25 protein-coding genes and 2 pseudogenes are annotated in these 25094 nt (G+C 63.5%); 17 read left to right on the forward strand and 10 right to left on the reverse strand.

All coding sequences use genetic code 11. The features are described 5' to 3' along the window. Positions 1–75 precede the first annotated feature (75 nt). Positions 76–765: a FadR/GntR family transcriptional regulator gene (locus tag L0U84_RS21820; protein ID WP_233852595.1), complete on the forward strand. Its 690-nt coding sequence runs from the start codon at positions 76–78 to the stop codon at positions 763–765. 55 nt (positions 766–820) lie between these two features. Here L0U84_RS21820 and L0U84_RS21825 read toward each other — a convergent pair whose 3' ends face one another. Further along, positions 821–1414: an acyl-homoserine-lactone synthase gene (locus tag L0U84_RS21825; RefSeq protein WP_233852597.1), complete on the reverse strand. Its 594-nt coding sequence runs from the start codon at positions 1412–1414 to the stop codon at positions 821–823. Between the two features lie 155 nt (positions 1415–1569). On the opposite strand from L0U84_RS21825, the gene L0U84_RS21830 reads away from it, so the two are divergent. Continuing rightward, positions 1570–1887: a hypothetical protein gene (locus L0U84_RS21830; RefSeq protein ID WP_013092374.1), complete on the forward strand. Its 318-nt coding sequence runs from the start codon at positions 1570–1572 to the stop codon at positions 1885–1887. Here the strand turns inward: L0U84_RS21830 and L0U84_RS21835 are convergent. Beyond that, positions 1871–2575, reverse strand: coding sequence for a helix-turn-helix transcriptional regulator (locus tag L0U84_RS21835; protein ID WP_233852598.1), 705 nt, complete (start codon positions 2573–2575; stop codon positions 1871–1873). The two genes, L0U84_RS21830 and L0U84_RS21835, sit on opposite strands and share 17 nt — an antisense overlap. 584 nt (positions 2576–3159) lie before the next feature. On the opposite strand from L0U84_RS21835, the gene L0U84_RS21840 reads away from it, so the two are divergent. The 7 genes from L0U84_RS21840 (at position 3160) to araD (ending at position 11362) form a co-directional block, all read left to right on the forward strand. Beyond that, a complete protein-coding gene (locus L0U84_RS21840) occupies positions 3160–4158 on the forward strand; it encodes a dihydrodipicolinate synthase family protein (protein ID WP_233852599.1) in 999 nt (332 codons plus the stop codon). Continuing rightward, on the forward strand, positions 4155–5099 hold the full coding sequence (locus tag L0U84_RS21845) for an SMP-30/gluconolactonase/LRE family protein (RefSeq protein ID WP_233852600.1): 945 nt from the start codon (positions 4155–4157) through the stop codon (positions 5097–5099). The genes L0U84_RS21840 and L0U84_RS21845 overlap by 4 nt, the downstream gene beginning before the upstream one ends. Before the next feature lie 248 nt (positions 5100–5347). Further along, positions 5348–6517 carry an extracellular solute-binding protein gene (locus tag L0U84_RS21850; protein ID WP_233852601.1) on the forward strand — a complete coding sequence of 390 codons (1170 nt, stop codon included), beginning with the start codon at positions 5348–5350 and terminating at the stop codon, positions 6515–6517. 172 nt (positions 6518–6689) lie between these two features. Then, complete coding sequence (locus L0U84_RS21855; protein WP_233852602.1) at positions 6690–7769, forward strand: ABC transporter ATP-binding protein; 1080 nt, start codon at positions 6690–6692, stop codon at positions 7767–7769. Next, on the forward strand, positions 7766–8653 hold the full coding sequence (locus tag L0U84_RS21860) for an ABC transporter permease (protein WP_233852604.1): 888 nt from the start codon (positions 7766–7768) through the stop codon (positions 8651–8653). Before L0U84_RS21855 ends, L0U84_RS21860 begins: the two co-directional genes overlap by 4 nt. After that, on the forward strand, positions 8653–9594 hold the full coding sequence (locus L0U84_RS21865; protein WP_233852605.1) for an ABC transporter permease: 942 nt from the start codon (positions 8653–8655) through the stop codon (positions 9592–9594). The genes L0U84_RS21860 and L0U84_RS21865 overlap by 1 nt, the downstream gene beginning before the upstream one ends. Positions 9595–9625: 31 nt before the next feature. Beyond that, positions 9626–11362 carry an L-arabinonate dehydratase gene (araD, locus tag L0U84_RS21870; protein WP_233852606.1) on the forward strand — a complete coding sequence of 579 codons (1737 nt, stop codon included), beginning with the start codon at positions 9626–9628 and terminating at the stop codon, positions 11360–11362. Between the two features lie 3 nt (positions 11363–11365). Here araD and L0U84_RS21875 read toward each other — a convergent pair whose 3' ends face one another. Together L0U84_RS21875 and L0U84_RS21880 are read right to left on the reverse strand one after the other, a co-directional pair. Beyond that, on the reverse strand, positions 11366–11971 hold the full coding sequence (locus L0U84_RS21875) for a short chain dehydrogenase (protein WP_233852607.1): 606 nt from the start codon (positions 11969–11971) through the stop codon (positions 11366–11368). A 145-nt stretch (positions 11972–12116) separates the two neighbouring features. Then, entirely contained in the window at positions 12117–12569 is a 453-nt protein-coding gene (locus L0U84_RS21880; RefSeq protein WP_233852608.1) for a DUF3005 domain-containing protein, read from the reverse strand. A gap of 330 nt (positions 12570–12899) precedes the next feature. Between L0U84_RS21880 and L0U84_RS21885 the strand changes: the two genes are divergently transcribed. Next, positions 12900–13133 (forward strand): hypothetical protein, encoded by a 234-nt coding sequence (locus L0U84_RS21885; RefSeq protein ID WP_013092363.1) that lies wholly within the window; start codon positions 12900–12902, stop codon positions 13131–13133. Between the two features lie 105 nt (positions 13134–13238). Beyond that, complete coding sequence (epsC, locus tag L0U84_RS21890) at positions 13239–14165, forward strand: serine O-acetyltransferase EpsC (RefSeq protein WP_233852609.1); 927 nt, start codon at positions 13239–13241, stop codon at positions 14163–14165. Positions 14166–14200: 35 nt separating this feature from the next. On the opposite strand, the gene L0U84_RS21895 is transcribed toward epsC, so the two are convergent. Together L0U84_RS21895 and L0U84_RS21900 are read right to left on the reverse strand one after the other, a co-directional pair. After that, a complete protein-coding gene (locus L0U84_RS21895; protein WP_233852610.1) occupies positions 14201–14713 on the reverse strand; it encodes a metal-dependent hydrolase in 513 nt (170 codons plus the stop codon). A 159-nt stretch (positions 14714–14872) separates the two neighbouring features. Continuing rightward, positions 14873–15256: a hypothetical protein gene (locus tag L0U84_RS21900; RefSeq protein ID WP_233852612.1), complete on the reverse strand. Its 384-nt coding sequence runs from the start codon at positions 15254–15256 to the stop codon at positions 14873–14875. A gap of 793 nt (positions 15257–16049) precedes the next feature. Between L0U84_RS21900 and L0U84_RS21905 the strand changes: the two genes are divergently transcribed. Then, a complete protein-coding gene (locus L0U84_RS21905; RefSeq protein WP_233852613.1) occupies positions 16050–16586 on the forward strand; it encodes a hypothetical protein in 537 nt (178 codons plus the stop codon). A gap of 102 nt (positions 16587–16688) precedes the next feature. Here L0U84_RS21905 and L0U84_RS21910 read toward each other — a convergent pair whose 3' ends face one another. Then, positions 16689–17120 (reverse strand): hypothetical protein, encoded by a 432-nt coding sequence (locus L0U84_RS21910; RefSeq protein WP_233852614.1) that lies wholly within the window; start codon positions 17118–17120, stop codon positions 16689–16691. 240 nt (positions 17121–17360) lie between these two features. On the opposite strand from L0U84_RS21910, the pseudogene L0U84_RS21915 reads away from it, so the two are divergent. The 3 genes and pseudogenes from L0U84_RS21915 to L0U84_RS21925 form a co-directional block, all read left to right on the forward strand. Further along, positions 17361–17683, forward strand: a pseudogene (locus L0U84_RS21915) (CDP-alcohol phosphatidyltransferase family protein); the annotation flags it as partial. A gap of 97 nt (positions 17684–17780) precedes the next feature. Continuing rightward, a pseudogene (locus tag L0U84_RS21920) lies at positions 17781–18002 on the forward strand (TIGR00374 family protein); the annotation flags it as partial. A 156-nt stretch (positions 18003–18158) separates the two neighbouring features. Beyond that, positions 18159–19562, forward strand: coding sequence for an MFS transporter (locus L0U84_RS21925; RefSeq protein WP_233856671.1), 1404 nt, complete (start codon positions 18159–18161; stop codon positions 19560–19562). 68 nt (positions 19563–19630) lie between these two features. Here the strand turns inward: L0U84_RS21925 and L0U84_RS21930 are convergent, their stop codons facing one another. Continuing rightward, positions 19631–20680 carry a S1C family serine protease gene (locus L0U84_RS21930; protein WP_233852615.1) on the reverse strand — a complete coding sequence of 350 codons (1050 nt, stop codon included), beginning with the start codon at positions 20678–20680 and terminating at the stop codon, positions 19631–19633. A 215-nt stretch (positions 20681–20895) separates the two neighbouring features. Here L0U84_RS21930 and L0U84_RS21935 point away from each other — a divergent pair, with 215 nt between their 5' ends. Both L0U84_RS21935 and ppk2 read left to right on the forward strand, forming a co-directional pair. Beyond that, complete coding sequence (locus L0U84_RS21935) at positions 20896–21294, forward strand: VOC family protein (RefSeq protein ID WP_233852616.1); 399 nt, start codon at positions 20896–20898, stop codon at positions 21292–21294. Between the two features lie 165 nt (positions 21295–21459). Beyond that, a complete protein-coding gene (gene ppk2, locus L0U84_RS21940; protein ID WP_233852617.1) occupies positions 21460–22386 on the forward strand; it encodes a polyphosphate kinase 2 in 927 nt (308 codons plus the stop codon). 86 nt (positions 22387–22472) lie between these two features. Here the strand turns inward: ppk2 and L0U84_RS21945 are convergent, their stop codons facing one another. Together L0U84_RS21945 and L0U84_RS21950 are read right to left on the reverse strand one after the other, a co-directional pair. Further along, complete coding sequence (locus L0U84_RS21945; protein WP_233852618.1) at positions 22473–24059, reverse strand: inorganic phosphate transporter; 1587 nt, start codon at positions 24057–24059, stop codon at positions 22473–22475. 237 nt (positions 24060–24296) lie between these two features. Then, a complete protein-coding gene (locus L0U84_RS21950; protein ID WP_233852620.1) occupies positions 24297–24890 on the reverse strand; it encodes a short chain dehydrogenase in 594 nt (197 codons plus the stop codon). Positions 24891–25094: the final 204 nt, after the last annotated feature.

Below are 25094 nucleotides of genomic sequence, written 5' to 3' on the forward strand. Positions count from 1 at the left end.
ATATAAGATTGCTGAAGCCGCAACAAGGTTGGCCTTACAATCAGGCCATATTCAGACAAGCTGGCCAGTCCGCTGATGAACGATCGAAAAACTAAGGGCTTACCCGACCAGATCTACGGCGACATTCTCAACCGCATCCTCGAAGGCGAGTACAAGGAAGGCGAGCGATTGCCGACCGAGCACGCGCTGGCGGAGCGTTTCGCCACGTCTCGGCCAACCGTGCGCGAAGCGCTCGCGCGATTGCGGGCCGACGGCATCATCTCGACGCGGCACGGCTCCGGCACGACCGTCGCGCGGCGGCCCGATCCGGACGTGCGCCGCTTCGCACCGCTCGAGACGCTGTCCGACATCCGCCGCTGCTATGAATTCCGCATCGTGACCGAGGCGGGCGCGGCCGCGCAGGCGGCGCTGAAGGCCGATGCCGAAGACATCGCCGCGATCCAGCATGCATGGGACGAACTCGAGCGCATCATCGAGGCGCAGGGGATCGGCGCAAAGGATGACTTCCTGTTCCACCAGGCGGTCGCGCGTGCGTCAAAGAATCCGTTCTTCATCACGGTGATGTCGTTCATCGAGGAACAGATCCTGTTCAGCATGAACCTGTCGCGCAATCTATCGCTCGTCAAAACGGTGGAGCGGCAGCGGCTGGTGCAGGCCGAGCACATGGCGGTGCTCGACGCGATCCGCCGCAAAGACGCGGCGGGCGCGGGCGCCGCGATGCGCGCGCATCTCGAGAACGCGCTGGAACGGATGTTCGGTTCCTGAGCCCGCGCGCGCGGTGAGGGCGCGAGACTTTCGTGAGGCTGAGATCCGGCGCGGCTCAAGCCGCTGCGGCGACCGGCCCGAACAGTGAGGTCAGCGTTTTCTCGCTCACCGCGACGTCGAGCGCGACGGCTCGCTCGACGCCGATTTGCAGCGGCGGCCCGATCCGGCTGATGTCGAGGCCGGCACGCCGCAGCATGCGCTCGATCGGCGTGGTGGTCACAGTCACATAATGCGTGATGCCCATGCGCTGGGCGAAGCGCATCACTTCCTGAATTGCGCGGATTGTCATATCCGTGAAACCAAACGTCTGTTCTTCTCCGCCGGTTTCGATCGCCCAGCGGCTCAGCTCCCAGATATGCCGACCGACCGGTGCGGCCGCGCCATGCAGCAGTTGCGGGAAAGTGTCTTTCAGCATGTTGGGACCTTCGGTCGGCATCAGTCGCCAACAGCCGCGCAACCGCTCGTCTTCGCCCTGAATCAGCATGTAATGCGGTCCGAGCGCGTCGTAGCCGTCGATTTCCATCCCCGCGATGGTCGGAATTTCCCAGCCGAGCCGGCCGTGAAAGACACGGGCTCGCAGACGGTACATCTCGTTGATCAGTTCGTTGTCGAATTCCTGCCTGAGTCCAATTCGGATCGTGGTTTGCATGACGTTCTCCTGTGCACGTTGGGGGTTGCCAGTTACGCAGGAAAACTTATGCATTCTGAATCTTTGCGCCACCTACCTACCTGGATAGGTGTGCATGCTTATCGGGTATCGCAGAATTCAGACACGTATCCGCCCCCAACCTACAAGGGTCCAAAATGGAACTCCTCGACAATCACTGGCAACCGCAAACCCACCTCCAGGCGCGTCCTTCGGAGGTCTCTTCGGCAGTGGATCGCGTTCTGATCATTGCCTACCGGAAGAAGAAAAAAGAGAGCCAGCGCCGTTTCTGGGCTCGCTTCGGTGTCACGCAGTCGCGCGGCAGCCGCTTCGAGTCGGGCGCGGAGATCCCGGCACCGGTGTCGATCCTGCTGGGCCTGTATTTCATGAAAACCGTGTCGGACGCCGACCTGGGTCGCGCCGAACGCGTGATGTACAGCCGCGACGCGGCCGCGCTGCTCAACCCGGGTCAATAAGCCCAAGCTGCGCCGCGATCACGGCCGCCGCACGCCGCGAATTCACGCCGAATTTCGCCCTGATGTTTTTCATGTGGAAGTTCACCACGGCTTCCGAACAACTCAGGATGTGGGATATCTCCCAGGTGGATTTGCCGCGTGCGGTCCATTTCAGACATTCGCGCTCGCGCGGCGTGAGCTTCGGCAGCAAGGTCTGCGCGTGCGAATTCAGATGCTGTTTGCTGGTGTCGATCACCAGGTCGCGCAACAGCACGAGGTTCGGCAACGCGGCGTTCACATGGCGCCTGAACCCGTCTGACGGCTTGTCGTCATTGACGAAGCACATCATGCCGGCTTCCTGATTCGGCCCATGAATCGGCAGCGTCACGCCTGCGCCCAGGCCGTACGAGCGAGCTTCCTCGTACAGGGATTGCTGCGCCGGGCTGGCGAAGATCTCCGGCGTCCAGATCAGCGGCGCGGAGCGTGACAGGCAGTGCGCGACCGTCGGGTCGATATGCACCATGCCTTGCTCGTCGTACGTTTGGCGCCATGCCGGCGCGTAAGTGCTGCGCAGGTAAGCGTCCTCGAGACGCATGGTTGGCCGCGGCAGCATCGCGACCAGAATCCTGTCGAAGCCCCACGTCTCGGCGAGGCCCGTAATTGCGCCGAACCATTCCGCCTCGTCGGCGGCGTCCAGTAGCGGTGCCATCTGCTCGATAAAGTGTAGCGACAATTTTTGGCTCTCTCAGGCTCGCAAACATCCCATTCGCGGTTATTGGCAGACAAACTTCGGTCTGCTCTTTTGGTCCGCATAATCTATCACTAAAAACTCGAACGCAATGCGCCGGTGCTCTGCGGGGTAAACGATAGCAGCCGCGTAATAGCAAGGCTGGCGTTGCCCATTATTATGCTGATTGAAATGGATCTTTACGTTGCCCGGGATTGTAGGTGAGCAAATCGGCCAATCGGCGTCTGGAGACCGCATTTTAATGTGTTGCCTGATCGACAGTATTATTTCCGCCGCGATTTAGAATTAATAGCATTTATTCGATTATCTGGAAAAGTGGGTTATTGCTCGCCGCGTCCATGTTGCCCCAAAAAGAGCCTGCGCCAATGCCACATGGGCTGCGGGCCGGCTCCATTGTTATACAAAAGGAAATTTCGTGATCGGTACCCGGGCAATCCGGCGCTAACGGCACGCGGGAACGATCGTCACGCGCAGGTTGTTTGACAACATTGCGACGCCGATGCTACCGTGAAACCTCCGTCCAGCACGTTTGCGCGTCGACCATCATGAACGAATCTCCGCTTCGCGACGGCGAGTTCGCCGCGTCGGTTATGGCCGTGCCGCCGCTCGCGCGCCGCGCCGACTACACGCTCGACCCTGCTCAGAATCTCGCGTTGATCCGCCATATCGAAGCGGGCGGCGTGCGCACACTACTGTATGGCGGCAACGCGAACCTCTATCACGTCGCCGTCAGCGAATATCGCGAGCTGCTGGACCTGCTCGCCGACGCCGCAAGTCCCGAAACGCGCGTGATCCCCGCGCTCGGTCCCGACTACGGCAAGATGCTCGATCAGGCGCGCATCCTCGCGCAGACGCGTTACCGCACCGCGATGGTGCTGCCGCTCGGCGGCTTTACGACTTCCGAAGGCGTCGAGACGGGCCTCACACGGATCGCCGACACGGCCGGCATGCCGCTCACGCTGTATATCAAGAGCGAAAACTACGTCGCTGTCGATACGCTCGCGCGGCTCGTCGAGCGTGGCACGTTGAGCGCGGTCAAATATGCGATTCCGCGCGACAATCCGGCCGACGATCCGTATCTGCACCGGCTGCTGCAACGCGTGCCGGCCGCGAAGATCGTATCGGGCATGGGCGAGCGGCCGGCGCTCGTGCATCTGCGCGAGTTCGGACTCGCCGCATGGACCACCGGTTGCGGCTGCATCGCGCCGAGCATGGTCATGGCGCTGCTGCGCGCGGTGCAGAGCGGCCGGAGCGCGGGTAACGCTGATCACGCCGCTAGCTCTGACAACGACACCGCCGAACGTCTGTACGATGCGTTCATGCCGCTCGAAACACTGCGCAACGAGATCTCGCTGATCCGCGTGTTGCACGATGCGATGACGTTCACGGGCCTCGCCGACATGGGGCCGCTACTGCCGCTGCTCAGTTCGACACCGCGCGAGCATCATGCGAAGATCGCGCAGGCCGCGCGCACGCTGCTCGCTCTCGAGCGCGAGTTCGCGTCCACCCAATCGAACCCCTCCGACACGCAGGCAACCGCATGAGCGAGCACAGCCGACGCTATCCCGATCCGTCCATCCGCGTGTTCGACCCGCGTTTCAAGTCGCTGATCCTGGCGTCGGCGTCGGTCGAATGTTTGTATCAGGGCACGCGCTGGTCGGAGGGGCCGGTGTGGTTCGGCGATGGCCGCTATCTGCTGTGGAGCGACATTCCGAACGACCGCATCCTGCGCTGGGACGAAACCACCGGCGTGGTCAGCACGTTCCGTCAATCGTCGAACAACTCGAACGGCCATACGCGCGATCGCGAAGGGCGTCTCGTCAGCTGCGAGCACCTGACCCGGCGCGTGACACGCACCGAGTACGACGGCTCGATCACCGTGCTCGCCGATCGCTATCAGGGCAAGCGCTTCAATTCGCCGAACGACGTGGTCGTCAAATCGGACGGCTCGATCTGGTTCACCGACCCGACCTTCGGCATCGACGGCTTTTACGAGGGCGAGCAACAGCAGTCCGAGCTTAAGCCCAGCGTGTATCGGATCGACGGCCAGTCGGGCGAGGTGTCGATGGTCATCGACGACGTGCTCGCTCCGAACGGTCTCGCGTTCTCACCGGACGAATCGCTGCTGTACGTCGTGCAATCGCGCGGCGAGCCGCGCAAGATCCGCGTATTCGATGTCGAGGCCAATGGCAAAGGCACGACGCTGTCGAACAACCGCGAGCTGATCGACGCGGGTCCGGGCACCCCCGACGGTTTTCGGGTCGATGCGCACGGCAACTTGTGGTGCGGCTGGGGTATGGGCACCGACGAGCTCGACGGCGTGCGCGTGTTCACCGCGCAAGGCGAGCCGCTCGGCCATATCGCGTTGCCGGAGCGTTGCGCGAACGTGTGCTTCGGCGGACGGCATCGCAACCGTCTGTTCATGGCGGCCAGCCACGGCTTGTATTCGCTGTACGTCAATACCCAAGGTGTGCGCGGCGGTTGAGCAGTTGTCCGCTTACCAGACAACCCGTGTGGCTGGTGCAGCGGGGGCTCGGGTTTGCCCTTAAGCCGCGTTGCCAGCCATTGAACGACAAGGATTTCAGGTAAAACAGGCCGTTTTCGTATAGGTCCCGCGCTCTCGACTATTTGCTTGACATCGGCTGTTGCGCTTCGCTATGTTCCATTGGTAGAAAGACACCGCCCGCAATGCATCGACCGGCGGGCTTCCATACCAAGAAGCGAGGAGACGCAATGACTGTTTCGCACAGGTTGTCGTTCAAGCTGGTATCCGTCTGTATCGCCGCGAGCGCGGCCTTCACCGTTGCCGCGCGCGCTGCCGATCCGGTCACCGTCAATATCGTCGACGTGGCCGGCGATCTTCAACTCACGCAGAAGGGCTTCGAGGCGTTCAAGGCGAAGTATCCGAATCTCGTCGGCAACATCACGTTCACCAACGCTCCCGCGCCGCAATTGCCCGGCAAGATCAAGGCGATGCAGGCCGCGGGCCGCTCCGACATCGACCTCGTTTTGACCGGCACCGACGCGCTTGCGGCCGGCATCGAACAGAACCTCTGGATCAAGCTGCTGCCCGACAACGCGGCGCAGTTCCCCGGTGTGCTCGACAAGTACGCGCCGGGCCCGCGCAAGATGCAGGATCTCGCGCAAGGCTACGGGCTCGAGGTCGCGTATATGCCGGCCGGTCCGCTGCTCGAATACAACCCGGCCAAGGTCAGCGATCCGCCGAAAACACCCGAGCAACTGCTGCAATGGTGCAAGGCCCACCCCGACAAACTGATCTACGCGCGGCCGGCCAATTCCGGTCCTGGCCGCACGTTCCTGATGGGCTTGCCCTACGTGCTCGGCGACAAGGACCCGCAGGACCCGGTGCATGGCTGGGACAAGACGTGGGCGTTCCTCAAGCAGTTGAACGACTGCATCCCGTACTATCCGGGCGGCACTTCGGCGGTGATGAAGGAACTGGGCGAAGGCACGCGCGACATGACCGTGACCGTGACCGGCTGGGACATCAATCCTCGCGCGCTCGGCATCGTGCCGGCCGAATTCCGCGTACAGCCGTTCGACAACATGACATGGGTCAACGACGCGCATTACATGGTGATTCCGAAGGGCGTGCCGAAGGAAAAGCTCGACGTGCTGTACAAGATGATGAACTTCATGCTGGAGCCCGCGCAGCAGGCGCTGACCTACGACGACGGGTACTTCTATCCGGGCCCGGCGATCAAGGGCGTCACCGTCGAGCAGGCGCCCGCGCATAGCCAGGAGGTGCTGCAAAAGTATGGCCGCCCCGAATACGCGAAGATGTTGAGCGATCGTCCGCATGCGTTGCCGCTGAATGCAGCGGCGATGGTCGCGGCTTTCAAGAAGTGGGATAGCGACATCGGCGCGCAGAAGACCCGTTAGGCCTTCACCATTGCGACGGAAAACGAGGCGATAAGCAGCGCGGCGTGAGGTATCGCCGCGCTGCGTGTTTTCGGCGATCATCCGCGCTTCGCCTCAACTACCCGATGCGCCGCGCCCACCGCATGCGCGGCACTTGCGACACCCGTCGTCTCACGCGGATCAGGAAACCGCCATGAAGCATCAGTTTGAGCAGTTGCGGCTCGATTCGGTGAGCCGCAGTTTCACCAACGCGCAAGGCCACGCGGTCGCCGCGCTGCAGGGTCTCGATCTGACCATCCGGCGCGGAGAATTCATCGCGCTGCTAGGGCCGTCGGGTTGCGGCAAATCGACGGCGCTGAACTGCATCGCCGGATTGCAGCCGCTCACCGGCGGCGGCATCTGGCTCGACGAGCGGCGCATCGACGTGCTGCCGCCGGAAAAGCGCGGCTTCGGCATGGTGTTCCAGAACTACGCGCTGTTCCCGCATATGAGCGTGCTCGACAACGTCGGCTTCGGGCTCAAGATGCGCGGCGTCGGCAGAAGCGAGATCGCGCGGCGTGCGCGCGAGGCCTTGCAACTGGTGCAACTGACCGGTCATGAGCAGAAGCTGCCCGGCCAGTTGTCCGGTGGCCAGCAGCAGCGTGTTGCGATTGCGCGTGCGATCGTGATCGAGCCGCCGCTGATTCTGATGGACGAGCCGCTGTCGAATCTCGATACGAAGCTGCGCATCGAAATGCGCGCGGAGATTCGCCGCATCCATACGCAGCTCGAACGCGCGACGCTGTACGTGACGCACGATCAGGACGAAGCATTGTCGATGGCCGATCGCATCGTCGTGATGAGGGAGGGCGTCGTGCAGCAGGTCGCGACGCCGAAGGAGGTCTATACGCGGCCGCGCAATCTGCATGTCGCGCGCTTCATGGGCTATCGCAATGTCGCCGAGTTCACGCTGGAGGGCACGCAAGGCGATGGCGTCGCGGTCAGTGCGAACGGCGTGCGGCTGATCGGCACGCCGATGGCGGGCTTCGACAGCAAGCGCGTGAGCGTCGCGCTGCGTCCCGAAGACATGGAGCGTGCCGAGCCCGGCGCCGACAACGCGTTCGATGCGCTGATCGACGCGGTCGAATATGGCGGCCACGATTCGCTGCTGCGCGCGAAGACCGCGTTCGGCGACGTGTGGGCGCGCGTGACCGGAGAATGCGCGGAGGGCGAGCGCATCACGCTGCGGGTGCGGCCGGCGTGCGTGCTCGTCTACGACGCCGAGGCCGCATGAACACGCCGACGCTGGTCCCCCCGCTTACGCCCCGCGCGCCGCGCGATGCCAAGGCCTGGCTCGTCGCGCCCGCGCTGCTCTTCATCGTCGCGCTGTTCATCTATCCGTTCGCGTATGGTCTCGCGCTGTCGTTCCGGCCGATGAACGGCGGCGGCGTGTGGGCCAACTATCTGACGTTCTTCACCGACACGTCGATGTGGCCGACGATCCTCGTCACGCTGAAGCTGTCGGTGCCGGCCACGCTGATCAACGTCGGCGTGTCGGTGCCGGTCGCATTCGCGCTGCGGCGCTACTCGCGTTATCAGAAGATCGTCACGACGCTGCTGGTGATTCCGGTCACGCTCGGCACCGTGCTGATCGCCGACGGCATGCTCACGTACTTCGGTCCGCACGGCTGGCTGCCCCAAGCGTTGCAGGCGCTGCATCTGTACACGCAAGAGATGCGGCTCACGCACAACTTCACGGGCGTGCTGTTGTCGCTGATCGTGTCGGGCTTTCCGTTCGCGTTTCTGCTGACGCTGTCGTACGTGACCGGCATCGACCCGACGCTCGCCAGCGCGGCCGCGACACTCGGCGCGAGTCCGTGGCAGCAGTTTCGCCGCATCTATTTCCCGCTGCTCGTGCCGGGGCTCACGATGGCCGCGTGTCTGTCGTTCGTGCAGGCGTTCTCGGTGTTTCCGTCGGCGGTGCTGCTCGGCGCACCCGCGGGTCCGACGCGCGTGATGTCGATTGCCGCGGCCGAAGCCGCGTTCGAGAGCTACGACTATTCGCTCGCGTCGGCAATCGCGATGGTGATGGGCTTCGTGCAGCTGCTGGTGGTCGCCGCGCTGCTCGGCGCGCGCCGCTGGTTCTATCGTGGCCCCACAACCGGAGGCAAAGGCTGATGACAACCGATCGTCGCGCGACGCAGCCCGACTGGTCCGCGTCCACCTCGGCTTCCGCGGCGCCGCAGCCTGGCGACGGCGCCCGCGAGCCCGCGCAACACGCGCGTCAGCGCGCGAATCTGCCGGGCCGCATCTGGCAGGTGCTGGTGTGGGCCGTGATGGCGTTCTTCCTGATCAACGTCGTGCTGCTGATCGCGACCGTCGCGGTGAATTCGATCGCGACGCGCTGGTTCGGCACCGCACTGCCGCAAGGCTTCACGCTGCATTGGTATGCGCAGGCATGGAGCGACTTCCAGCTCGCGAGCGTGCTGTGGGTGACCGTACAGGTGGTCGGCGCGGTCGTGCTGCTGTCGGTGCTGCTCGGCGTGCCAGCCGCGTATGCGCTTGCGCGCGTGCAATTCCGGGGCAAGCGCCTTGCAATGCTGATCTTCCTGCTGCCGCTGATGGTGCCGCCCGTCACCTACGGCATTCCGATGGCGACCGTGATGTACAAGGTCGACCTTGCCGGCACGCTATGGGGCGTGATACTTGCGAATCTCGTACCCGCGCTGCCGTTCGTGATTCTAGTGATGACGCCGTTCATCGAGCAGATCGATCCGAATCTGGAAGCGGCCGCGCGCATTTTCGGCGCGAACACGTTCCGCTATTTCCGTTACGTGCTGCTGCCGCTGCTCGTGCCGGGTATGCTGGCGGCAGGGCTGCTCGTGCTGGTGCGCACGATCGGCATGTTCGAGCTGACTTTTTTTACGGCCGGTCCGGCGACGCAAACGCTGGTGGTCGCGTTGTATTACGCTGTGTTTTCGACCGGCGTGCGCGCGCCGCAATCGATCGATGCAATGGCGATGATCTATATGGCGATCACGTTGATCTGGGTGCTGATCGCACTACAATTCGTAAGCCCGACGCAGATCGTGTCTCGCGTGAAAGAACAGAGGCGCTGACGCATGGTCGGCGACAATCGTGGAGTAGACGTTGACGAAGAGAAAGACCCCCGAGGAATTACGCAGTCACCGCTGGTACGGCGCGAACGATCTGCGTTCGTTCGGCCACCGCTCGCGCACCGCGCAGATGGGCTACAACCGCGACGAATACGCGGGCAAGCCGGTCATCGCGATCCTCAACACGTGGAGCGAGATCAATCCGTGCCACACGCATTTCAAGCAGCGCGTCGAGGAAGTGAAACGCGGCATCTGGCAGGCCGGCGGCTTTCCGATTGAGTTGCCGGTGCAGACGCTGTCCGAGCCGTTCCAGAAGCCCACCACGATGCTGTACCGCAATTTCCTCGCGATGGAAGCCGAGGAGATGCTGCGCTCGTATCCCGCCGACGGCGTCGTGCTGATGGGCGGCTGCGACAAGACCACGCCCGCGTTGCTGATGGGCGCGATCTCGATGGATCTGCCAGCGATCTTTTTGCCCGCCGGCCCGATGCTGCGCGGCAACTGGAACGGCGTGACGCTCGGCTCGGGTTCCGACTCATGGCGCTACTGGGCCGAACTGCGCGCGGGCACGCTGACGCCGGACGACTGGCAGGGCGTCGAGGGTGGCATCGCGCGCTCGCCGGGTCACTGCATGACGATGGGCACCGCGTCGACGATGACGAGCGCGGCCGAAGCGCTGGGCTTCACGCTGCCCGGCTTCGCGTCGATTCCCGCGCCCGATTCGCGTCATGCGCAGATGGCCGCGAAAACCGGCATGCGTATCGTCGAGATGGTGTGGGAGGATCTGAAGCCGTCGGACCTGATTACGGCGGCATCGGTCGATAACGCGGTGACGACCTGCGTCGCGCTGTCGGGGTCGACCAATTCGGTCGTGCATATGATTGCGCTTGCACGGCGCGCGGGCATCGAGTTGACGCTCGAGCGCTTCGACGAGATCGCGCGTCGCACGCCCGTGCTCGCGAACGTTCGGCCCACGGGCGCCTACCTGATGGAAGACTTTTTCTACGCGGGCGGTTTGCGCGGGCTGCTCGCGGAACTGGGCGAGCTGATCGACGGCTCGCAGAAAACCGTCAACGGCCGAACGCTCGGCGAGAACCTTGCTGGCGCGCGCATTTTCAACGACGACGTGATCCGCCGCCGCACGAATCCGCTACTGCGTGACAGCAGCCTCGCAGTGCTGCGCGGCAATCTCGCGCCCAATGGCGCCGTTATCAAACCCGGCGCGGCCGAGCCGCATCTGCTCGTGCATACGGGACGCGCGGTCGTGTTCAGCGACTACAACGACATGGCCGCGCGCATCGACGACGACTCGCTCGACATCGACGAAAGCTGCGTGCTGGTGCTGCAGCATGCGGGGCCGGTCGGCGCGGGCATGCCCGAGTGGGGCCAGTTGCCGATTCCGCGCAAGCTGCTGCAAAAAGGCGTGCGTGACATGGTGCGTATCTCCGATGCGCGGATGAGCGGCACGAGCTATGGCGCGTGCGTGCTGCACGTGGCGCCCGAGGCGTTCGTCGGCGGTCCGCTGGCCTTGGTGCGAAGCGGCGATCTGATCGAACTCGATGTGCCGCGCCGCAGGCTGAATCTGCTGATATCGGACGAAGAACTCGCGCGCCGCAAGGCCGCGTGGATCAAGCCGGCGGCACGCTTCGAGCGCGGCTATGGCGCCATGCATCAGGCGCACGTGCTGCAGGCTGATCAGGGCTGCGATTTCGACTTCCTGCAGCGCGGTGGCGTGAGTCCCGAGAGCTCGGGCGAGCCCGAGATTCACTGAGGCTCAATACCCCACGCGATACACGCGCCCGGTCTGCGCACCTTCCACGCTGCGCAGATAGGCAAGCGCAGCGCGTTGCGCGCTGACGGGCTCGAAGCCGCGAAAGAACGGCGCGTAAGCCTCCATTGACTCGTTCAACACGGTCGGACTCACGACGTTGATGCGCAGCCCGCGCGGCAGTTCGATCGCCGCGCCGCGCACGAAACCTTCGAGCGCGAGATTGACGGTCGTCGCGCTCGTGCCCTGCGAGATTGGCTCGTCGCCGAGAATGCCGCTCGTCAGCGTGAACGATCCGCCGTCGTTCACATATGGCAGCGCTGCGAACACCACGTTGATCTGGCCCATCAGCTTGTCGCGCAGTCCCACCCAGAACTGCTCGATGCTCATCTGCGCAAGCGGACCGAAATGCACCTTGCCGGTTGCGGTGACCACGCCGTCCACCTTGCCGATGTCGCGAAACAGCCGCTCGACGCTCGCCGGGTCCGTGCCGTCGACGTGATATTGCCCGCGCGTCGCGCCGACTTCGATCACTTCGTGACGCGCCTTCAACTCCGCGCTGACGGCCTGGCCCAGCGTGCCCGTGGCACCGATGACGACGATTCTTTTCATCCGCAACTCCGTTAAACGAACCAACGTTAAACAAAGCAAAGCACGCACCAGAATTAAACGGTGCGTGCCACGTTACTGCCTGATAAATAGGAATAAACGCGTTAATTCAAACGCGCGCGTATAAAGGGTTGATACGCGCGCGCGCTTATTTCACCCGATGTAATTCGATCACGCGCGCGGGCCGCAAATGATTGAGCGCGTAATGAATGCGGCCGCGCTCCTGGCGCTGTCCGACCGGACGCGGGTCGTTGTACTGATGGTCGGCCGAGTAGGCGCCGAGCGGCTCGGCCATACCCTTGTCGATCACTGCGTAGCCCGGTTCGAGCGCGAGCAGCAGATGACTGCCGCCGACCCGGCTGTCGAAGCCGGCCATGCCATCGAGCGCCTCGGGCACGCTGTTCTCGAGCGTCGCATTGCTGGTCGTGATCTCGTCGGGCGAGATCGCGCCGTGGCCGGCCAGACGGGCCGCTTCGCGGTTCTTGCCGTCGGTGTCGACCGTGCTGTCGTGCGTGCGTTCGTTGTGCAGGTCGGTGCTTCGTGGGTCCTTCGGGTCCGGTTTCGTGCCGGCGTTTTCGGGCTTGCTGATCGCGCTGTTCATCGTGCATCTCCTGAAGAGGACAATCGAAGAAGGGAGCAAAAGCCGTTCCGACTGACACGGCGCCGTTGTGCGCGGGACTCGCGATGCGCGCTTCGCCAGGTTCCGATGCGAGTGGCGTTGCCCTCGCGATTGAATGGCGATGACGTACGCGATTCATTTCGTTTTTTTTAATGGACGCGTATTTTCTACAGAGTATGATCTTACTCCTGCGATCGATGCGCGGTTAAATTGGCGACATGCTTCGGCTGTTCCATCATGGTCGGTAAAAACGAACAAACAAATGGCCGCGCGACTGAGAACATGTTACGGGGCTTGAGGGGCGGGTGACTCATGCACTTCGATGCTGCATTTACACATCGCGGCTATCTGTTGAATTGCGAACCAGCGCGCTCTGGCGACGGGTCCTGGCAACCGTATGTGGTGATCTCGCGCTCGAGCGATGGCGAACTGGTCGCCAACCGTTTCTTCCCGACGGAACTGCGCTTCTCCGACGAAGCCGCCGCGATCGCGCACGCGCGCGATTGGGCAGTCCGATGGATCGATGCGAGCAGTCTGACAATCTGAGGTTTGGGAACGGTGTGTGCGTAGCGCCACGCGAGCGGCGTTAAAACGCGGTAATCTTTGTTCGATAACCACTTCGAACCGTGCGGGCCGCACGGCGCCGTCCTTATGCCCAATGCGCCTTCCCAGAACTGGGGCCTTGAACAGATCGTCGCCGACCTGCGCGCCTCGCGCGAGCAATTGCATCGCACGCGGCATCCGCTCGGCATTCGCGAGTTGCCATCGCGCGAAGCGGTGGTGAATATCGTGGCTGGTTTGCGCGCCGCGATGTTTCCGACGCATTACGGCGCGCCCGATCTAACCGACGAGACGGTCGACTACTACGTCGGCCATACGCTCGAAAGCACGCTGCGGCTGCTCGCCGAACAGATTCGCCGTGCGCTGCGCTTTCTGCCCGAGTTCGGCGCGACACCCGACGCCGAGTTGCGGGAGCGCGCCTTCGCGGTGGCGCGCGAGTTCGCGACGCAGCTGGCGGGCATCCGCGCGCTGCTCGTCAGCGACATCCAGGCCGCGTACACCGGCGATCCAGCCGCGCAGCACATCACCGAAATCCTGCTGTGCTATCCGGGCGTGTGGGCGATGACGCATCATCGGCTCGCGCATGCGCTGCATCGGCTCGGCGTGCCACTGCTTGCGCGCTTCATCAACGAGATCGCGCACTCGGCGACCGGCATCGACATTCACCCGGGTGCGACGATCGGGCCGAGCTTCTTCATCGATCACGGCACCGGCGTGGTGATCGGCGAGACCGCGATCATCGGCGAGCGCGTGCGCGTGTACCAGGCGGTCACGCTCGGCGCGAAGAGCTTCGCGGCCGACGAGGACGGCACGCTGATCAAGGGCAACGCCCGGCATCCGATCGTCGAGGACGACGTGGTGATCTACGCGGGCGCGACGATCCTCGGGCGCGTGACGATCGGGCGCGGGTCGGTGATCGGCGGCAACGTGTGGCTCACGCATAGCGTGCCGCCGGGCAGCAGCGTATCGCAAGGCAAGGTCCGCGAAGGAGAGCGCACCGACAACGGGGGGCAGTGATGCACGACTAGCAGCGGCGCGATGCGTCGCTGCGCCTAGCTGATCGGCCAATGGCGTAACCACGGCAACGGATGCACGCCATGCAGCCACACATGCTCGCCGATGAACCACGCGGCCGCCCACGACGCGGCGACGACGATCAGATCGCAGTGCCCGCTATTCCATAGATTCAACGAATGTCGCCCGGCGATCCACGGCACGCCGAGCGGATTCGGCCAGTCGGCGAGCAGATGCATCAGTCCGCCGCATGCGAAGCCGAACGCGGGCGCCGCGTAGATCGAATGTCCGAGCGTGTGATACGACACCGCGAGCAGCGCGAGCCAGCCGATGCCCCAATGCGTCAACGTGCGATGCGTGATCCACAGTCGCCGTGCGCGCGACCACCATGCGACTTCGAGCCAGTCCGGCGCGGTGCTGCCGGCCACGCCGGCGATGAAGCTGAGCAGCACACCCGGATGAAACGGACCGCCGCCGCTGCGCGCGACGATCGCCGCCGCGATGATGCCGGCCGCGAAACCGGTCGCATGATGCGCTTTGCTGGATGCCATCGATACTCGCGGCACGCGTGCCGCGCGAAAAACAAAGGGCGGCTATGTTCGCAGATGAGCGCATAAAAAAATAGCCGATGCGCGAGATAAAAAAATCGCGCATCGGCCTTCCGTGCATCACGTGCATGACCTGCACGGCGTTCCCGTGCGAAGCGCCGCTCAGGTCGCGCAGCGCGCGATATCGAAACGCATTTCCTCTTCGGGCGGATCGTCGGGCGCATTGTCCGGATGCACGACCTTGATGACCGTGTTGCCGTTGAGCGGCGTGAGCGTGACGAAGTACGAGTTGTGCGAATCGGCGCCAACCGCGAGTTCGGTCGCGGCACCGGCGTGCGAGGTGCGCACGCGCGGCAGACGTTCTTCGAGGCAGGCGGCGATGGACGCAGGCGTGCGTGTCGACGACACATACACGAGCGGCGCGGACGCATCGCGCGCGGCGGGGCCGCTGGACGAACCGCAAGCGGCGAGGGTGGCAGTGAGAGCGACAGCTGGGACAAGCAGGAAGAGTCTTTTCATGATCCGATCGTCGGCGTTCCCGGTCATGCATGGGAAGGTGAGGCACGGGCGAAGCGCGATGCGCTGAAAGACAGCGCGATGCTTCGCGACGAAGCTACTGTGCGGACGGCGCGGGTTCGCGGCGTCGCACAGCGGCCGGAGCAGTATACCGAGCCTGCGTCGACGTCGTAACTAGTGCGGCCGTGCGTTCATGGGCCTGACGGCAACCCGTCAGGCCCATGAATAAGCCGGCGACGTGATCGTGTCGTCGACTGTCGATTCGCAGCGAAGTTTAGTTGTCGCCATGCAATTATTTAATTACGCGTTTTAATATGGTTTATTTTCGAATCCGTGATTATCTGAATTAATCGCGTAGGTGCAGGCCCGCAAAATGAATTATTTTTAACGATGATCGGACGGAACCGCTGTCGAGCGCGGCGCTGTTGTCGGACGGTTGTGGCACGGGGCTTCGCAGCGAGCGCAACAGAAGGTTGCTGACGCCGTGTGCGCTCATTCCCTCTGTTTTGCGCAACGCAGTCTTCCGAAGATAGCCTTAAATCGTGGCGGGATGCCACTTATAATTTCAATCGACCCCTTCGACCAAAGGGTGTCTTTTTCATTTTTACACGCGGCTTTCTGGCCGCGTTTTTTTTGTGACATTTAAAGCGGATTTATAAAGGGGCACGTCAGGGCAAATAGAACTTTTCGCCCGGCGCGGCGGATTCACGGTTCCGAACGCGCCTTGTCCGTTCGTCAGAGTGAGCCGGGTGGAGCGGGCAGGGCGGGTAGAATTGCGGGTTCGAAATCTGTTTTCGCGCCCCGCGAAGTGAGTGAACCTGTGATGAACGACACGCCCTTTCCCTCGACCGACACGAATGCCGGGTACCTGGCCGACGACTCGTCCGCACCGGACGACAGCGTGCATGAAGAGCGTTTGTGGCGCGACAACGGCTGGACCGCGCGCATCATCAAGAACGAAGACGACGAAGGCTGGGCCGTCGAAATGATCAAGGACGGCGAGGCGGAGCCCGCGCTCGTCGGACCGTGGACGATGGGGCGCAACAAGAAGGATCCGAAGCCGCTCGACGTATCGGCGTTCAACACCCTCGTCAAAACGGCGGCGGAAGTGCTGCGTCGTCACGAGCAGCAGCTGCGCGCGCAACTGCACAAGGCGGTGCGCGTGCCGAGCGCGGACGGCAACGACGAAATCGACATCACGCTCGACATCGTTCCCGACGAAGACGAGCCGTATGCCCTGTTGAGCGCGCTCGATACTTTCGGCGAACAGATCGCGCAAGTGCAGGTTGCGCCGAGCTTCAAGCTCAGCAAGGCGAGCGCCGCGGCGTGGGTGGCAAACGAATTTCGTCGGCCGGGATAAGTCGTCGCCGGGGCTTCGCTGATCGCGAGGCGCCAGCCTGGCCAGGCTGGCGAGCCCCAACCTGGATAAACCGAATCGGTGCGTTGGACGTGTCGCTGAACTCTAGCTGCGCTTGCAAAAAATCGCGGTGATGAGCGGCGCGACGTGATGCATGATCGCCGTGCTGCCGGCGTTCTCGAGCGCGCTTTTTACCTTGTCGTCGCTGCCGAACACGACGACGCCATAAGCGGACTGCGCGACCGGTTCGCCGTCGCCGACCCGGAACATCGGGTCGTCCTTTTCAAAGCCGACCACCGCGAACACGCGGAAACCGAACGCGGTCAGATGCGCATCAGGCATCGGCGAGAACGCGTTGATCGAATTGCTTTCGACGTGCGTCGGCTTCGGGTTGATCAGCTGCTGCTGCATCAGATCGGCAATGAACTGATGGCCGCTCTCATTGCATACCAGTGGCGCGTCGAGCTCCACGGCTAACGAAGAAAGCGGCAGCGCGGCGGCTGCGGCAAACAGCAGGGCGGCAAAAAGACGGTTCATGAGCGTAGACGGGCGTCGACAGTCGATGTCGTGGGCTAGCAACCGTCGCGCCAACTGCCGGAAGGCGCGAGCGGTGCGGTACGTCGCACAGATTCCACGTGACTGGCACAACTGGATTCGCACTTTACAGCGATTCGGCGAGTTCCGCTTCGTGACGGACACACGAACGGCATTTGCAAATTGCAGAGAGACGTACGGCATGACAGCAAGCTTTCAGAATCCCGTAGATATTTCCGGCCTATGACTTCGCAACCCCGGCCTCCAATAAACGTCCCGCCGCCACGCACGTGGGATGCCCGGCTCGCCCGCCGCCTAGTGACACCGCTAGTGATACCTGGGTCACCCCGAACCATTTGACCACGCTGCGCCTGCTGATCGGTATCGCAGGCGCGCTGTGCCTTGCACACGGGGGATTCGCGTGGGCCAACGCGGACGCACTGCTGATCGTCCTGTCGAATTTCGTCGATCATACGGACGGCGAACTCGCGCGGGCCGGCGGCAAGTCGAGCCGTATCGGTCATTTTTACGATCTTGCCTGCGATGCGCTCGTTAACTTGATGCTGCCCATCGTCACGCGACCACTACGAACGGCGCGACGACATTCGTTAGCGTGACGGACGCGATCGCGTACTTCGGTTTCCGCCAGGTGTTCCGTCAGATGGCCTCGCGATGTTCGGCGTGTACGCCGCGCACGGCACGCTGCACGACCTGCGAACCGCAACGCTGATCGCGACCTGCGTGCTCGGCGCGTTGATCGCCGCGTTTTACTTCGCGCAGCGGCGCGGCCTGTTTGGCCGGCTGCTCGGCGTGGTGTCGAAAGTGTTTCGAGATCGACTTCCCGAACGACATCGCGCGCGCGGCCAACGAGATCCTGCCGCAGTTGCAGCCGCTCGTCAGCGCAGCGCTAAAGGCGTACGTGCCGCGCGCGAAAACCCGGGACCGCGCGCGGCAAAATCCCCTCGCGCAACAACATTTGTTGCCGCCGCGATGCCATAATCGACGCTTTCCATTGATGGCTGGCCGCCCGTCGTCATGACTATGCTGCTCGCTTTAGGCGCTTTCATCGTTCCGCTGATCGTCGCGTGCGCGATGTTCATGGAAAACGTGGACGGCACGGTCATCGTGACGTCGCTGCCGGTTCTGGCGCGCGACCTCGGTCACGATCCGATCACGCTGAAGCTTGCGGTCACCGCGTATGTGATCGGCCTTGGCGTCTTCATCCCGATCTGCGGCTGGGTCGCCGACCGCTTCGGTTCGCGCACCGTGTTCCGCACGGCTATCGGCATCTTCATGGCGGGCTCGCTGCTGTGCGCGGCCTCCACTTCGCTAGATACCTTCGTGCTCGCGCGCTTCGTGCAGGGCATCGGCGGCGCGCTGATGGTGCCGGTGGGCCGCATCATCATCTTCCGTTCGCTGCCGAAGTCGGAGTTCATTCGCGCGATGAACTATCTGTCGGTGCCGGCGCTGCTCGGGCCGGTGGTCGGGCCGCCGCTCGGCGGCTTCATCACGACCTATCTGCACTGGCGTTTGATCTTCGTGATCAACGTGCCGATCGGCCTGCTCGGCATCTGGCTGACCAACAAGTACATCGCCAATACGCGCGAGCCCCATCCGGGCCGGCTCGACTGGCTAGGCTTCGTGTTGTCGGCGAGCGGGGCTTCGCTGTTCATGCTCGGGCTCTCGCTGGTCGGCGGCGAACTGGTGTCGACGGGAGCATCGGTCGGCATGTGCGTGACCGGCATCGTGCTGCTGCTGCTCTATGTGCTGTACGCAAGTCGTGTCGCGCTGCCGGTGCTCGATCTGCGTCTGCTGAGAATCCCGAGTTTTCACGCGAGCGTGATCGGCGGTTCGCTGTTTCGTATCGGTCTTGGTGCCGTGCCGTTCCTGTTGCCGCTCGCGTTGCAGGAAGGGCTCGGCATGACCGCGTTCAGGGCCGGCGCTATCACGTGCGCGTCCGCGTTCGGCTCGATCTTCATGAAGACGGTGGCGTCGCGGATTCTCGAACGCTTCGGTTTTCGTACCGTGCTGATGGTCAACGCCGCCTGCGCGGGTCTCGCGATCGCCGTGTACGGGTTGTTCTTTCCCGGCACACCGCATTGGGTGATCTGGTGCATCGTGCTGGTGGGCGGCTTCTTTCCCTCTCTGCAATTCACGTCGCTCAATACGCTCGCGTACGCGGATATTCCGGGCAGCGACGTCGGCCGGGCGACGAGTGTCGCGAGCGTCATCCAGCAGATGTCGCTCGGTCTCGGCGTGACGATCTCGGGCATCGTGCTGCAGATTTCGCATCGTGTGCAAGGGCATCCGAACATCGTATTCTCCGATTTCTGGCCGGCGTTTCTCGTCGTCGGTCTGTTCTCGTGCCTGTCGATTCCGATTACGCGGCGCCTGCCGCGAGACGCGGGTGATGAGATCGCGCGGGGTAGTCGCGGGCGGGCGTAAGCCGTGATACGAAGGGCTACGAGCCATGTTGGGCATTCATGCATGGATGCCCACCCCGCAGCCCATCCTCACCCCGCCTGTTCCACCGGCGTCACTGTCAACTCCACCCGCTGCGCGCCTCGCAACACCGTCACGCTGACCGGCTTGTCGATACGCGAAGCATCGAGCGTGCGTTGCAGGCCATCCACATCCTGCACCGGCTGCGTGTCGATCGCGACGATCGTGTCGTCGGTGCGCAAGCCGCCGAGCGCGGCCGGGCTGCCTTTGACGATCTCCATCACGTGCACGCCGCTTTGCGTGCTGAGTCCAAAGTAGCGCTGCACGCGCCGCGACAGCGGCGTCGTCGTGCCGGCCACACCGATATACGCACGCCGCACCCGTCCGTGCGCGAAGATCTGCATGATGACCCACTTCGCGGTATCGATCGCGGTCGCAAAGCAGATCGCCTGTGCGCCTGGAATGATCGCGGTATTCACGCCGATCACCTGGCCCGCCGAATTGATCAGCGGTCCGCCCGAGTTGCCCGGATTCAATGCCGCGTCGGTCTGGATCACGTCGTAGATCATGCGGCCAGAGTTCGAGCGCAGCGACCGGCCGAGCGCCGAAACGACGCCGGTCGTCACGGTCTGCTGCAAGCCGAGCGGGTTGCCGACCGCAATGGCGATCTGCCCGACGCGCAGCTTCGACGATTCGCCGAGTTCGACATGCGGCAACGGCTCCGGCGAACCGATACGCAGCACCGCGAGATCGCTGCCGGGATCGTCGCCGACCAGATCGGCGTCGAACTTCGCTCCGTCGGCGAGCGTCACCTGGATGTGGGTCGCGCCGTGCACGACGTGGCTATTGGTCAGCAGATAGCCGTCGGGCGTGAACAGAAAGCCCGAGCCGGTGCCGCCGCGCGCGCCGCGGCCGTGCGCGGAGGCGTCGCCGGGCAGCCGGTGTTCGACGGCGATAAACGCGACCGCCTGCTGCACGCGCTCGAGTGCGCCGATCACGGTGCGGGAGTAGGCGTCGAGCAGCGCGTCGTCGTCGTGAGTCAAAAGGCCGGTGGATTGGGGCCCGGGGGCGTCGGATGCGGCGCTCGACAGGTCATCGATGAAGCGTGGGCGGCTTCCCATAACGATGCTCCGGATAGACGGGCTGCGAGATGCGGGGCGCCGCGCGGGTTTTCAAGGCCATCCATCCGGAGGTGTTCCGAGTGTACCGGGCGCGGCGCCGGACCAACGGCCGCCGCGTGTGAGACACTTTTCCGAGCGAGCCGTCGAATGCGGCCGGGCATGGCCGCGCCGCCGCCCGCCTTGCGCCGCTACCCACGCGCCACGGAGACCCTCTCATGTCCGCATCCACCGCTTCAGCGCCGCAACCCCCGCAGCCAGATCCACGCATCGAGTCCCTCAGCGCGATCACGCTCGCCACCGGCGACATGCAGCGCGCCGTCGCGTTCTACGAAGCACTCGGGTTCCCGCTCAAGTTCGGCGGTCCGCACGAGGCCTTCACGTCGTTCGCGTTCGGCAACTCGTATCTGAACCTGATCGCCGATGCGCGCGCGCCGGTCAACTGGTGGGGGCGCGTGATCATCTATGTATCGGACGTCGACGCGATCCACGCCAAGGCGCTGGCGGCGGGCTTGCAGCCGTCGCTCGCGCCGTCGGATGCGCCGTGGGGCGAGCGCTATTTCCATATCACCGATCCGGACGGCCACGAACTGAGCTTCGCGCGGCCGCTGCGCTAGCGGGCGGTAGTCGAGGCAAAACTCGCTATCATGGGTGTTCCACGCATCTGCAGCGCCCGCCCACGCGGTAACACGGCTGACACCTCGCGCTTCGATAATCGAACGCGACCGCGTCGCGCAATAGCCGCCGCGCGCCATCCCATTCCTGTTGCGAGGAGAGCCGCAATGAAAGAGCCGGACCCGAGAACTCATACCGAACTGATGGCGGAGCGGCAACGCCGTTTCGAGGAAGACCTCATCGATGCCTACGACGAAGAACTCGAAATGGAGGTCGATGACCGCATCATCGACGGCCCGGCCGGATTCACACCCGAGCATCGCGAGGCGCGCAAGCAGTACTTCCGCGAACTGTTCCGGCTGCAGGGAGAACTGGTCAAGCTGCAGGACTGGATCGTCTCGACGGGACACCGGCTCGTCGTGATCTTCGAGGGACGCGACGCGGCCGGCAAGGGCGGCGCGATCAAACGCATCACGCAGCGCCTCAATCCGCGCGTGTGCCGCGTGGCCGCGTTGCCGGCGCCGAACAATCGCGAGCGCACGCAATGGTATTTCCAGCGCTATGTATCGCATCTGCCGGCGGGCGGCGAGATGGTGCTGTTCGACCGCAGCTGGTACAACCGCGCGGGCGTCGAGCGCGTGATGAACTTTTGCACCGACGAGGAGTACGAAGAGTTTTTCCGCTCGGTGCCGGAGTTCGAAAAAATGCTGGCGCGCAGCGGCGTGCAGATTCTCAAGTACTGGTTTTCTATCACCGACGAAGAGCAGGAAATCCGCTTCCAGAACCGCATTCACGATCCGCTCAAGCAGTGGAAGCTGAGTCCGATGGATCTGGAAAGCCGGCGCCGCTGGGAAGCGTATACGCAGGCGAAAGAAGTGATGCTGCAGCGCTCGCATATCCCCGAGGCGCCGTGGTGGGTCGTGCAGGCCGTCGACAAGAAACGCGCACGCCTGAACTGCATTCACCATCTGCTGAGCCAGGTGCCGTATCACGAGATCGAGCATCCGCAGATCGACTTGCCGTCGCGGGTCTATCACGAGGACTATAGCCGCCAGCCGGTGCCTCAGGCGATGATCGTGCCCGACGTGTATTGAACGTCCAGGCGGCCGATGAAAAAGCGCGGTACGTCTATCAACGTACCGCGCCTTTTGTCGTGCTTCGCTCGGCCGGATCGGCGAACTCAGAACACCGAACGGAATACCCAGTACAACCCGCCCGCGAGCGCGATCGACGCGGGCAGCGTCAGCACCCATGCGAGGATCAGGCTGCGCACCGTGGACCATTGGAGACCCGAGCCGTTGGCCGCCATCGTGCCGGCCACGCCGGAAGAGAGCACGTGGGTCGTCGACACAGGCAGACCGTAGACGTCGGCGGCACCGATCGTGACCATCGCGACGACCTCAGCCGCCGCGCCCTGGCCGTAGGTCAGATGCTGCTTGCCGATCTTCTCGCCCACCGTCACGACGATGCGCTTCCAGCCGACCATCGTGCCGAGACCCAGCGCAATGGCGACCGCCACCTTGACCCACGGCGGAATGAACTTGGTCGCGTGATCGATCTGCGTTCTGAAGTTGGCGATGACCTTCGCGTCCTCGGGTGCGAACTGCGGCTGATTGGACTTCTGCATCAGACGGATTGCCTCGGACGTGACATACATGTTGTTGCGCACGTTATCGACGATGCCTTGCGGCACGGCGGCCATCGAGCCCGATGCGCCGACCTGGCGGCCGATCTGCTCGGTCAGCTGCTGCAGCGCGGGCAGCGTGGCGGGCGTCAGCTGACGGGTGCGCACGAAGGCCTCGACGTCGGCGCGCGGATCCGCGGAAGGCGCCGCACCCTGCGTGTAACGCGATAGCGCCGCCGCGGTTTGGTGCGCGACCGCGATGAAGTTCTGTGTTTCCGCCGGCGTGACCGCCTTGTTCAGCGCGTAGGCAGTGGGCACCGTACCGATCAGGATCAGCATGATCAGACCCATGCCCTTCTGACCGTCATTCGAGCCATGCGCGAACGACACGCCCGTGCAGGTCAGAATCAGCAGGCAGCGAATCCAGAACGGCGGCGGCTCCTTGCCCTTCGGCTCGGCGTACAGCGCCGGCACGCGCACGACGGCCTTCAGGATCAGCAGCAGCAAGCCGGCAAGCAGAAAGCCCACGATCGGCGAAAACAGCAGCGACTTGCCGACGCCGAGCGCCTGATTCCAGTCGACGCCGCTCGTGCCGTTCGCACCATGCATCATCTGATTCATCAGACCGACGCCGATGATCGAGCCGATCAGCGTGTGCGAACTCGAAGACGGCAGGCCCAAAGACCATGTGCCGAGATTCCAGATGATCGCGGCGATCAGCAGCGCGAATACCATCGCGAAGCCGGCGCTGCTGCCAACCTGCAGAATCAGTTCGACCGGCAGCAGTTGCAGCACGCCGAAGGCGACCGCTCCGGTCGACGTCAACACCCCGAGAAAATTCCACACGCCGGACCAGACGACCGCGATATTCGGCGTCAGCGAGTGCGTATAGATGACGGTGGCGACCGCGTTAGCCGTATCGTGAAAGCCGTTGACGAACTCGAAGCCGAGCGCGATCACCAGCGCGACGCCGAGCAACAGATACGGCAGCACCGAGCTTTCACGTACGGACTGGAGGTCATCTACCAGATGAATGCCGCAGTACACGACGCCCGCGATCAGCAGGGCCGCGAAAATAACCAGGCCTGCGCTACGGCCTTTGCCGCTGGCGGCGCCTGGTTGCGGATACGAAAGTTCCGGCATGACGTGAGCCCCAAAAAAGTGGTGGCAGAGTTCTCGATGCTGCTTTCGCTGCGTGTCGCAATGATGACAACTGCGTGACGGCAATGGGGTGCATGAAAAACAGACGCGGCGCGACCTATCCTACGCCGCTAACGCCGGTAAATACTACGCGGGATGGCGGACTGGAATAGTAAGATGTCCGAAGCGGACTAAGCAAGTGATGAATAGAAAGAGGCGGCTAATGCGCCGCGAATATGCTTACGATGCGCTGACTACTTCGCCGCTTGCGCTGCCACTCAGGGTGCGTTTATAGGCTTGCGCGACGATTTCCGCCGGTATCCCTTGCGATGGATCGCGGCCCATCGATTCGAGCGTTTCGGCGATCCACCCCGGGCTTACTACATTGACGCGGGCCTTGCCGCGCAACTCGAGCGCGGCCGAGCGCGCGAACGCTTCGACACCCGCATTGACGATGCTGACCGCTGCGCTGCCTTCCATCGGCTGTTGCGCAAGCACGCCGCTCGTCAGCGTGAACGAGCCACCTTGCGACAGATGGTTGGTGCCGCAGCGCACCAGATTGACCTGACCCATCAGTTTGTTGGCAAGACTAAAAGAAAAGTCTTCGTCGCGAAGCGCCGCGAGCGGCGCGAATTTCGCCGAACCCGCCGCGCAGATGATCGCGTCGAAGTTGCCGGCTCGTACATACATCGCTTCGATGCTGCGTTTGTCCGACAGGTCGACGTGCAGTTCGGAGCCCTTGCGGCTCGCGCCGACCACGTCATGCTCGGTGGCGAGCAGCCTCACGATGTGCGAGCCGAGCAGGCCCGTCGCACCGACAACGAGTATTCGCATACATCCTCCTAAGGTCTGGTTGCGGCATTCGCCGCGCTGCACATTGCATCGACAGGTAAACGCATTCGCCGAATAGCGCAACACGCGGGTCCCACCGGTCGAGAATAGACGCTGCCGACGCGACGCGCCAACGCTTGACAGGAAAGCCGGCTGACATGCGCCACGAGTCCCCCGTGCGCACTATTTTTGCTACGCTGGAAGTAC

The organism is Paraburkholderia sp. HD33-4, from assembly GCF_021390635.1.
Classification (GTDB): Bacteria; Pseudomonadota; Gammaproteobacteria; order Burkholderiales; family Burkholderiaceae; genus Paraburkholderia.

What these genes read in the sequence shown, in the direction of transcription:
- L0U84_RS21820 (WP_233852595.1), top strand. Translation starts at nt 76, where the DNA reads ATGAACGATCGAAAAACTAAGGGCTTACCCGACCAGATCTACGGCGAC.
- L0U84_RS21825 (WP_233852597.1), bottom strand. Translation starts at nt 1,414, where the DNA reads ATGCAAACCACGATCCGAATTGGACTCAGGCAGGAATTCGACAACGAA.
- L0U84_RS21830 (WP_013092374.1), top strand. Translation starts at nt 1,570, where the DNA reads ATGGAACTCCTCGACAATCACTGGCAACCGCAAACCCACCTCCAGGCG.
- L0U84_RS21835 (WP_233852598.1), bottom strand. Translation starts at nt 2,575, where the DNA reads ATGGCACCGCTACTGGACGCCGCCGACGAGGCGGAATGGTTCGGCGCA.
- L0U84_RS21840 (WP_233852599.1), top strand. Translation starts at nt 3,160, where the DNA reads ATGAACGAATCTCCGCTTCGCGACGGCGAGTTCGCCGCGTCGGTTATG.
- L0U84_RS21845 (WP_233852600.1), top strand. Translation starts at nt 4,155, where the DNA reads ATGAGCGAGCACAGCCGACGCTATCCCGATCCGTCCATCCGCGTGTTC.
- L0U84_RS21850 (WP_233852601.1), top strand. Translation starts at nt 5,348, where the DNA reads ATGACTGTTTCGCACAGGTTGTCGTTCAAGCTGGTATCCGTCTGTATC.
- L0U84_RS21855 (WP_233852602.1), top strand. Translation starts at nt 6,690, where the DNA reads ATGAAGCATCAGTTTGAGCAGTTGCGGCTCGATTCGGTGAGCCGCAGT.
- L0U84_RS21860 (WP_233852604.1), top strand. Translation starts at nt 7,766, where the DNA reads ATGAACACGCCGACGCTGGTCCCCCCGCTTACGCCCCGCGCGCCGCGC.
- L0U84_RS21865 (WP_233852605.1), top strand. Translation starts at nt 8,653, where the DNA reads ATGACAACCGATCGTCGCGCGACGCAGCCCGACTGGTCCGCGTCCACC.
- L0U84_RS21875 (WP_233852607.1), bottom strand. Translation starts at nt 11,971, where the DNA reads ATGAAAAGAATCGTCGTCATCGGTGCCACGGGCACGCTGGGCCAGGCC.
- L0U84_RS21880 (WP_233852608.1), bottom strand. Translation starts at nt 12,569, where the DNA reads ATGAACAGCGCGATCAGCAAGCCCGAAAACGCCGGCACGAAACCGGAC.
- L0U84_RS21885 (WP_013092363.1), top strand. Translation starts at nt 12,900, where the DNA reads ATGCACTTCGATGCTGCATTTACACATCGCGGCTATCTGTTGAATTGC.
- epsC (WP_233852609.1), top strand. Translation starts at nt 13,239, where the DNA reads ATGCCCAATGCGCCTTCCCAGAACTGGGGCCTTGAACAGATCGTCGCC.
- L0U84_RS21895 (WP_233852610.1), bottom strand. Translation starts at nt 14,713, where the DNA reads ATGGCATCCAGCAAAGCGCATCATGCGACCGGTTTCGCGGCCGGCATC.
- L0U84_RS21900 (WP_233852612.1), bottom strand. Translation starts at nt 15,256, where the DNA reads ATGACCGGGAACGCCGACGATCGGATCATGAAAAGACTCTTCCTGCTT.
- L0U84_RS21905 (WP_233852613.1), top strand. Translation starts at nt 16,050, where the DNA reads ATGAACGACACGCCCTTTCCCTCGACCGACACGAATGCCGGGTACCTG.
- L0U84_RS21910 (WP_233852614.1), bottom strand. Translation starts at nt 17,120, where the DNA reads ATGAACCGTCTTTTTGCCGCCCTGCTGTTTGCCGCAGCCGCCGCGCTG.
- L0U84_RS21925 (WP_233856671.1), top strand. Translation starts at nt 18,159, where the DNA reads ATGCTGCTCGCTTTAGGCGCTTTCATCGTTCCGCTGATCGTCGCGTGC.
- L0U84_RS21930 (WP_233852615.1), bottom strand. Translation starts at nt 20,680, where the DNA reads ATGGGAAGCCGCCCACGCTTCATCGATGACCTGTCGAGCGCCGCATCC.
- L0U84_RS21935 (WP_233852616.1), top strand. Translation starts at nt 20,896, where the DNA reads ATGTCCGCATCCACCGCTTCAGCGCCGCAACCCCCGCAGCCAGATCCA.
- ppk2 (WP_233852617.1), top strand. Translation starts at nt 21,460, where the DNA reads ATGAAAGAGCCGGACCCGAGAACTCATACCGAACTGATGGCGGAGCGG.
- L0U84_RS21945 (WP_233852618.1), bottom strand. Translation starts at nt 24,059, where the DNA reads ATGCCGGAACTTTCGTATCCGCAACCAGGCGCCGCCAGCGGCAAAGGC.
- L0U84_RS21950 (WP_233852620.1), bottom strand. Translation starts at nt 24,890, where the DNA reads ATGCGAATACTCGTTGTCGGTGCGACGGGCCTGCTCGGCTCGCACATC.